Source organism: Hydrogenophaga sp., from assembly GCF_028698005.1.
Classification (GTDB): Bacteria; Pseudomonadota; Gammaproteobacteria; order Burkholderiales; family Burkholderiaceae_C; genus Hydrogenophaga.
In genome coordinates, this window is sequence record NZ_JAQVEJ010000137.1 from 1 (window position 1) to 7,966 (window position 7,966).

5 protein-coding genes are annotated in these 7,966 nt (G+C 66.2%); 1 reads left to right on the forward strand and 4 read right to left on the reverse strand.

The window, feature by feature from the left end; translation table 11 throughout:
* From PHQ87_RS12430 to PHQ87_RS12445, 4 genes are all read right to left on the reverse strand, one after another.
* Positions 1 to 1,767 (reverse strand): sigma-54-dependent Fis family transcriptional regulator (locus tag PHQ87_RS12430; protein ID WP_300234743.1); only part of this gene is annotated, 1,767 nt, incomplete at its 3' end.
* Between the two features lie 186 nt (positions 1,768 to 1,953).
* Positions 1,954 to 2,463, reverse strand: a complete 510-nt coding sequence (locus PHQ87_RS12435) for an acetone carboxylase subunit gamma (protein ID WP_300234745.1) — start codon at positions 2,461 to 2,463, stop codon at positions 1,954 to 1,956.
* A gap of 34 nt (positions 2,464 to 2,497) precedes the next feature.
* Complete coding sequence (locus PHQ87_RS12440; RefSeq protein WP_300234747.1) at positions 2,498 to 4,822, reverse strand: hydantoinase B/oxoprolinase family protein; 2,325 nt, start codon at positions 4,820 to 4,822, stop codon at positions 2,498 to 2,500.
* A 17-nt stretch (positions 4,823 to 4,839) separates the two neighbouring features.
* On the reverse strand, positions 4,840 to 6,987 hold the full coding sequence (locus tag PHQ87_RS12445) for a hydantoinase/oxoprolinase family protein (protein ID WP_300234750.1): 2,148 nt from the start codon (positions 6,985 to 6,987) through the stop codon (positions 4,840 to 4,842).
* Between the two features lie 325 nt (positions 6,988 to 7,312).
* Here PHQ87_RS12445 and PHQ87_RS12450 point away from each other — a divergent pair.
* Positions 7,313 to 7,966: 5'-nucleotidase (locus tag PHQ87_RS12450; RefSeq protein WP_300234752.1), on the forward strand; the 654-nt coding region annotated here is incomplete at its 3' end.

Genomic DNA, 7,966 nt, shown 5'->3' on the forward strand with positions numbered 1-7,966 from the left:
GGCCGTGCCGAGCACCTCGACCGGCAGACACTCCCGTCCCAGCACATCACCTCGGCATTGCAGCGTCGCCCCCTCGATCACGTTGCGCAGTTCGCGCACATTGCCCGGCCAGTCGTATGCCTGCAGTAGGGCCAGCGCCTCTTCATCGATGTCCTGAGCGGATGTGCCGCCGTCCGCCTGCATCCGGGCGAGGAAATGCCGGCTCAGCAGCGGGATGTCTTCCCGGCGCTCACGCAGCGGCGGAATGAGCAGGCTGGTGACGGCGATGCGGTAGTACAGGTCCATGCGGAAGCGTCCCGCCTCGATCTCGCCGCGCAGGTCGCGGTGGGTGGCGGCCACCAGGCGGAAATCCACCTGCCGGGGCGTGTTGTCGCCGATGCGGTAGAACGCCCGGTCTTCAAGCACGCGCAGCAGGTGGGCCTGCATGTCCAGCGGCATTTCACCGATCTCGTCGAGAAACAGCGTGCCCCCGTCGGCCGCCTCGATCTTGCCGGCCATGCCACCCTTGCGTGCGCCGGTGAAGGCGCCATCGGCATAACCGAACAGTTCGCTGGCCAGCAGTTCGCGCGGCAGTCCCCCGCAGTTGAGCGCCACGAACGGCCCGCCGGCATGCAGGCCTCGCGCGAACAACTCCTTGCCAACACCCGTCTCTCCCTGCAGCAACACCGACATCCGCGACTGCGAGAGCATGCGGCCCCGATCGATCAGGCGCTGTATGCATGCATCGGTGCTGACAATCGACGCCCACGCATCGTGGGGCGCCTGCGCCACATCGGGTGTGCAGACACGCTGCCTGGGCAAATGGGGCAGAACGACCAGCGTGCCCAGCATCTGCCCGTTCTCGGTCAAGGGGTGCAGCCACTGCGGGCGCAGCCATTCGGGCAGGCGCATACGCGCCGAGGGATGCTGCAGGCGGTTGACGGCCAGTTCGGGCACCTGGCGCAAGGCATCCAGACCCAGCCGCACGCCCGCCAGGCCGACCGCCTGCTGCGCATGGGCGTTGGCCTTGACGAGGCAGCCGCGGTAGTCGAACAGCAGCGCGCCATCGCTGCCCGCCTGCGCCAGACGCGGCAAGGCAAGATCCAGCAGGCGGTAGCGCCGCTCCATCTCGGTCATGCGCAGGCGGCTTTCGATACGACCCGCCGAGGTGACGACGAGCGCCAGGCTTTGCCGGCTGAATGTCTGCGACAGGCCGGACACATCGAGCACGCCAATGACCTCGCCATCGAAAGGGTGGCGGATCACGGTGGCCGAGCAGGTCCAGCGCTTGATGCCCTCGCAGTAATGCTCGGCGGAGTGCACCTGCACCGGCTGGCCCACCGCCAGCGCCGTGCCGATGGCGTTGGTGCCGCACAGCGCCTCGCTCCAGGCCACGCCCGGCATGAGATGGATCGATTCCGCCGAGCCGATGGCCGGCCCGTCGCCCTCGACGTTGAGAATGGTGCAGTCGGTGTCGGCCAGGGCCATCAGCGTGCCGGTTTCGGACAGGAAACTGCGCGCCAGCGACATCACGGGAGCACTGGCTTGCAGCAGTTCGCGCCGACGCTCGCGCCGCAGGAACAGCAGGTCGTCGGGCAAAGGCGCCGGACCGCTGCGGGCTCGCGGGTCGACCCTGGCCTGCTGGCAGCGCTGCCAGGACATGTCGACCAGTTCGCGCAGCACATCGGGATATTGGATGGGGCGCCCCTGCAGGGCGTCCTCCCAGGCGCGCATCACCGCCGACTCCATCTGCGGGTCGGAATACATCTGCTTGGATGTCCCTGGCATGCTTGTCTCCATGGCTCCGTGGCACCGCTCTGGCGGCGGTGCTTTCATCGTGGAACGGCTGTGGCGATCAATGATAGGGGACTTCCCGCGCCGCGCCAAATCGCGGCATGCGCGCGGCCGGCCACCCTCACGGGGGCAGGCCGCGGCTTCATCGGATACACCTGGGCGTATCCGAGCGACCGAGCATCATCCGCCAGCGCGCTCGGGCACCGGCAGGCCCATCCAGTCCCTGTAGAAGGCGTCGATGTCGGGCTCGAAGTCGTGAATCACCGGGTACCAGGGTGTTGGGGCTTCCACGTCGAGCATGGTGGCGCACTGCGGACAGTAGTACTCACGGTACACCTGCCACTGCGTGTCGGGCGCCATCAGCGTGGGATAGACCTCGCTCATGGCCGCATCGTCCTCGCGCACGTAGATGTGCGCGTGCAGTTTCCAGTTGTCCTTCCAGTCGCCCAGTTCGTGCCCGCATTCGCACTTGGTGACCCATTGCCTGCTCCCGGCCTTCTGCACGATGTGCAGGTGCGGGCCCAGCGGCAGCACGATGCGGTCCTCCCAGTCGAGCCTGCGCTGCAGCGTGTCGAGGTACATCTGGAAGCGCTCGGCGTCCTTGGGCATGGTGAGCATGCGCAAAGTGGTGTCCCAGTCGAGCTTGCCCTCGACGAGTTTGTCGATCTGGTCCTGGGTATAAATGCTCATGATGATGTCTCCTTGCAGGGTTCAAACGCGGCGTTCATTCGTCGACCAGCACCACGGTGCGGACGTCGGGCATCTGGGACAGGTCCATGCGGAACCTGGCGCCGTAGGTGGGCACGTTCAGTTCCTCCTCGGTCAGCGTCCAGGTGTCGGGCAGGCTCCAGAACTGGCGGAACTGCTGCTCGAACTTCCTGGACAGGCCGAAGCTGGTGGCGAACATGTGCTGTACCTGGGTTGAGGCCTGCTTGTCCAGGATGCGCTCGCGCTCGATCTTCATCCAGTCCCTGACCGGGATGGCGCGCTCCAGCCGGCGCTTGCGGATGTTGATGCGCTCGACCGCCGTGGCCTTGGCGTCCACCGTCCAGCGGCCCTTGTCGTCCTGGCTCGCGATGGCGCCATAGACCTTCTTCGCGTACTCGGGCAGCAGTGCGGCGGTGTTGAGGTCGCGCTCGATCGCCTCGACCTCGCGATCCAGCGGGTCGCCGAAGCCGGGGCCGCCACGCAGGTAGTTGAGGTACAGGTCGTAGTTCTCGTAGCAGTCCTCCGTGGTCATGCACTGCTTGTTGCGCTTGACGAGAGCGGTGGCGTCGATGTTCTTCTCGTAATCGGGCGCGCCGGGGTCTCGGTCGGCGCCCAACGGCAGTTGCTCGCCGTTGGCGATGCGCCGCTGCAGGCCGGTCTTGTGCGCCTCGAAGCGGTAGCCGGTGGCCGCCGGGTAGCCGCCCATGAGGCCCCAGTCGGAATTCATGTAGCCGTTGCCCATGAAAAACATGGTCCAGTCCTGCGCCTTCCAGACCATGCGCAGCGTCTCGAAGCCGCAGCCGCCGCGGTACTTGCCGTAGCCGCCGGAGTTGGTCTTGATGTTGCGGCCCAGGTAGAGCAGCGGCTCGGCCATTTCCCATATCTCGATGTCGCCCATGTCGCCCTCGGGGTTCCAGATGGCGGCGGCGTGGTTCAGGCCATCCTTGATGGCGCCCGCGCCCGTGCCGCACGAGGACGACTCGAAGCTGTTGACGGCGTGGATCTCGCCTTCCTGGTTGATGCCGCCGCCCTGCAGCCAGTTGCTGGTGTTGGCGTTGCCTGCGTTGACCTCCTCCAGATAACCGCGCGAGAAGTAGGCCTGGCCGAGCCCGCGCCACAGCGCGCTCCAGCCCGAGACCAGGAAGTGCCAGGCGTAGGCGTGGCCGGTGCGGCGGTCGTCCGGGTTCATCCAGGTGCCCTTGGGCAGGTGGAACTCGGTGCCGAAGTAGGCGCCGTCGTTGATGCGCTGGGTGGGCACCAGGGTCTGCGTCATCATCACCCAGATGCCGCTGGTGAAGGCCACCTGGTGCGCGTTGTAGCTGTGCCAGCCCCAGCGCGAGGCACCCTCGAAGTCGAGCCGCCAGGAAGCGTCGGGGCGGATCTCGATTTCCACCGGCGAGTGCATGATGGAGTCGAGCTTGGCGAAGGCGTTCGGGGTCTGCACGTCCTCGTGCTTGTAGGGCACGTCCACGAAGGCGACCTTGCGGTACTTGCCCGGGATGGTCATGGCCTTGATGCGCGTCTGCAGGCCGCGGCGGCCTTCCTCGATCACCTCGTAACTGAACTTCTCATAGGCATCCAGACCAACTTCCTCGATCACCTCTTCGACCATCTGCCGCACCATGTGGCAGCCGGCGATGCGGGTCTTCTCGTCGAGAATCCAGTACTTGGGCGTGCGCACCGAGCGCTGGCTCTCGTGCAGCCAGTCCTTGAACGGCTTGTCGTTGGCGCCGGTCTTGCGGCAGGTGACGATGTAGCCGTCGCCGAAGCGCTGCGTCTGGCCGGTGGACATGGAGCCGGGCGTGACGGCGCCGGTGTCGATGACATGGGTGACGCCGCCGACCCAGCCGACCAGCCTGCCGTGCGCGAAGATGGGCACGATGGTGGCGATGTCGCACGGGTGCACGTTGCCGATCTGGCAGTCGTTGTTGGTGAACATGTCACCGGGCTGGATGCCGGGGTTGTTCTCCCAGCCGTTCTCGATCATGTACTTGATCGCCGCGCCCATGGTGCCCACGTGGATGATGATTCCCGTGGAGGTGAGCACGCAGTCGCCAGCCGGGTTGTACAGCGTGAAGCACAGCTCGCCTTCCTGCTCGACGATGGGACTGGCGGCAATCTTCTTGGCTGTCTCGCGCGCATGGACCAACCCGCCGCGCAGCTTGGAAAACAGCTTCTCATAGCGGATGGGGTCGCTTTCCTTGAACGCCAGGTTCTTCAGGCCGTTGTAGTGGCCGGTGGCCTCGGTGCGCTCCAGGATTCCGTCGCGGAATTGCTTGAGCGTCAGGCCATTGCCCAGCAGATTGGCGAGGCCGATTTCCTGTTTGGACATCATGTTCATGGGTTTGTCTCCTTGGTTTACTTGACTTCCTGCAGGTGGAACAGGCGGTGCTTGTCCAGCGTGGTGGCAAAGCCCTTGGGCACGACGAAGGTGGTGGCGTCGGATTCGATGATGGCCGGCCCCGTGACGCGGTTGCCGGGCTTGAGCGACTCCATCTGCCACACGTCGGCGTCGTGCCAGACCTTGTGGCGGTAAAGCTTGCGCGTGCCCAGCCTGGCCTCGGCCGGCGGCGTGGGGCCGCCCTCGGGGTCTTCGGGCAGCACAGGCTTTTGCGTGGCCACCATGCCGCGCATGATGGCGCCGGTGACCGAGTAGCCCAGTTCGGGCGAGCGCGCCGAGTTGGCGTACACGCGGCCGTAGGTGTCCTCGTAGGCGTCCACGATGCGGTCCCAGTCGGCAGCGCTATCGGCCTGGGTGACGGGCGAGTCGATTTCCAGGTCATTGAGCTGGCCCATGTACTGCATGCGGTAGCCGGGGCGCAGGATCACGTCTTCCGGCTTGAAGCCATTGATGCGGAACTCCTCGATCACCTTGGCGGTCAGTTCCGTCCAGGCGGACTGCAGGGTTTGCGCGGCGGCCTGCTTCTCGCTGGCGCCTGCCAGTTGCGGCACGGCCAGGTCCACGCTCTTGTCGTAGCGGTACTCGAACTCGGCGCAGGCGCAGCCGAAGGCCGAAAAACCCGCCGCCCAGGCCGGCACCACCACGTCCTTGAAGCCCAGCCCTTCGGTGTAGCCATAGGTGTGCACCGGCCCGGCACCGCCGTAGGAGAAGCACACGAAATCGCTCGGGCTGTAGCCCTTGGCGGCGACGTTGGAGCGCAGGTACTCGTGCAATTGCAGGTCGAGCAGTTCGATCACGCCGGCCGCGGCATCTTCCACCGACAGGCCCAGTGGGTCCGCGATCTGCGCCTTGATGTGGTCGCGCGCGCGCTGCACGTCGAGCTGGATGGCGCCACCAAGGAAGTTCTCGGGGTTGAGGTAGCCCAGCACCACGTGGCAGTCGGTCACCGAAACGGTGTCCAGCCCGCTGTCGGGCCAGCAGGTGCCCACGCGGTAACCGGCGGAGTCGGGACCGAGCTTGATGGAACCGCTGTACGGGTCCAGCCGCACGAAGCTGCCGGCGCCCGCGCCCACCGAGTCCATGGCTACCAGCGGCAGCGACAGCACCAGGCGCGCCATGTCGGGGTCGCTGGCTATGGTGAAGTTGCCCTTGGTGATGAGGGCCATGTCGAACGAGGTGCCGCCGATGTCCGAGCAGGCGATGTTGTCGTAGCCCAGCGCCTCGCCCAGCAGCCTGGAGCCGATGACGCCGCCAATAGGGCCGGAGACGATGGTGCGCGCCAGTTCCTTGGCCTTCCAGCTGATGGTGCCGCCGTGCGTGGCCATCACGCGCAGGTCGAACTTGCCGCCGTGCTTCTTGAAGCGGTCACTGACCTTCCTGAGCGTCTGGCGCGAGGGCTCGGCCGCATAGGCTTCAAGAATGGTGGTGTTGATGCGGTGGCTTTCCTTGCGCGAAGGGTAGTAGTCCACCGAGGCGAACACAGGGATGTCGGACTTGCCCAACGCTTTGAGCTCATCCAGCGCCACATCGCGCGCGCGCCGCTCGCTGGTGCCGTTCTTGTGTGATTGCAGAAACACGATGACGATGGCTTTGCTGCCGGCATCCACCAGTTCGCGCACGGCCTGGCGCACCTCATCCTCGCGCAGCGGGATGGCAATGTCGCCCTGCACGTCGGTGCGCTCGGTCACGCCGCGCGTGCGCTCGAAGGGAATCAGCGGCTCGTCGTAGCGGTGCGCGTTCAGATGCAGGCGCTCTTCCAGCGCATAGCCCAGGTAGCTCTGAATGGCGCGCCCCATGCTGTGCACGTGCTCGAAGCCCTTGTTGCACAGCAGGCCGACTTCCAGGCCCTTGCGCTGCACCACGCGGTTGAGCATGGCGGTGCCCGAATACACGCAGGTCACCAGTTCGGGATAGACGTCGTCGACACCGCGCTGCCAATGCGCCAGCGCGTCCTGGGACGAGTTGTAGATGGCCAGCGATTCGTCGGCCGGATTGCTCTGCGCCTTGCCGACGACGAAGCGGCCGTCGCTGCGGACGAAAAAGGTGTCGGTCATCGTGCCGCCGGCGTCGATGCCCATCACCTGGACAGGTGCTTGTACTTCCATGAAGCGGTCTCCTCTGTGGGGTGAAAGAACGGGCGCTGCGCCACGCCCGCCCTTGCCATGCGCAACCGCCGTGCCACTTTCGCGGCGCCGGCGCCCATCACGCGCCAAGTGCTTGATTCGTATGGGCCAGCCTCGGGTTAATCCTGATACCGTGCCCTGGTGCGGCAGGCAGGCACGCGCCCTGTGCTGCGGTGCATTTCCGGACAGGCGTCCGGATTTCGAACGTCCAGTCGGTCATGCGGCGGTGCGACAATCGAGGGCCAGCACGCCGGCCTTGCTGCGTCGCGTGCCCGACGCCATTTCCTGAAAGCACCGATTCGCACCCATGCCCGTCACCCTGGAAGGCCAGTTGGTCGTTGCCATTTCCTCGCGCGCGCTGTTCGACTTCGAGGAAGAGAATCGCGAATTCGAAAAGGGTGACGACCTCGCCTACATGCGACTGCAACTGGAGCGGCTGAACCAGCCCGCGCCGCCGGGCGTGGCGTTTTCGCTGGTGCACAAGCTGCTGGCCTTCAACGACCAGGACACCCAGCGGGTGGAGGTGGTGATCCTCTCGCGCAACGACCCGGTCTCGGGCATGCGCGTGTTCCGTTCGGCCCAGCACTACGGGCTGCCGATCCAGCGCGGCAGTTTCACGCGCGGGCGGCCGCCCTGGCGCTACCTGCGGCCGCTGCGCGCCAACCTGTTCCTATCGGCCCACCTGGCCGATGTGCGTGCCGCCCTGGATGCCGGCGTGCCGGCCGCGCAGGTGTATCCGCTGTCGGTGCGGGCCAGCGATGCGCATCCCAACGAAGTGCGCATCGCCTTCGACGGTGATGCCGTGCTGTTTTCCGACGAGGCCGAGCGCGTCTTCCAGTCGCAGGGCTTGTCGGCCTTCCAGGCGCACGAGGCCGACAACGCCTCACAGCCGCTGGGCAGTGGCCCGTTCAAGCCCGTGCTCGAAGCCCTGCACCGGCTGCAGGCCGAGGGCACCAGCCGC

What these genes read in the sequence shown, in the direction of transcription:
- PHQ87_RS12435 (WP_300234745.1), bottom strand. Translation starts at nt 2,463, where the DNA reads ATGAGCATTTATACCCAGGACCAGATCGACAAACTCGTCGAGGGCAAG.
- PHQ87_RS12440 (WP_300234747.1), bottom strand. Translation starts at nt 4,822, where the DNA reads ATGAACATGATGTCCAAACAGGAAATCGGCCTCGCCAATCTGCTGGGC.
- PHQ87_RS12445 (WP_300234750.1), bottom strand. Translation starts at nt 6,987, where the DNA reads ATGGAAGTACAAGCACCTGTCCAGGTGATGGGCATCGACGCCGGCGGC.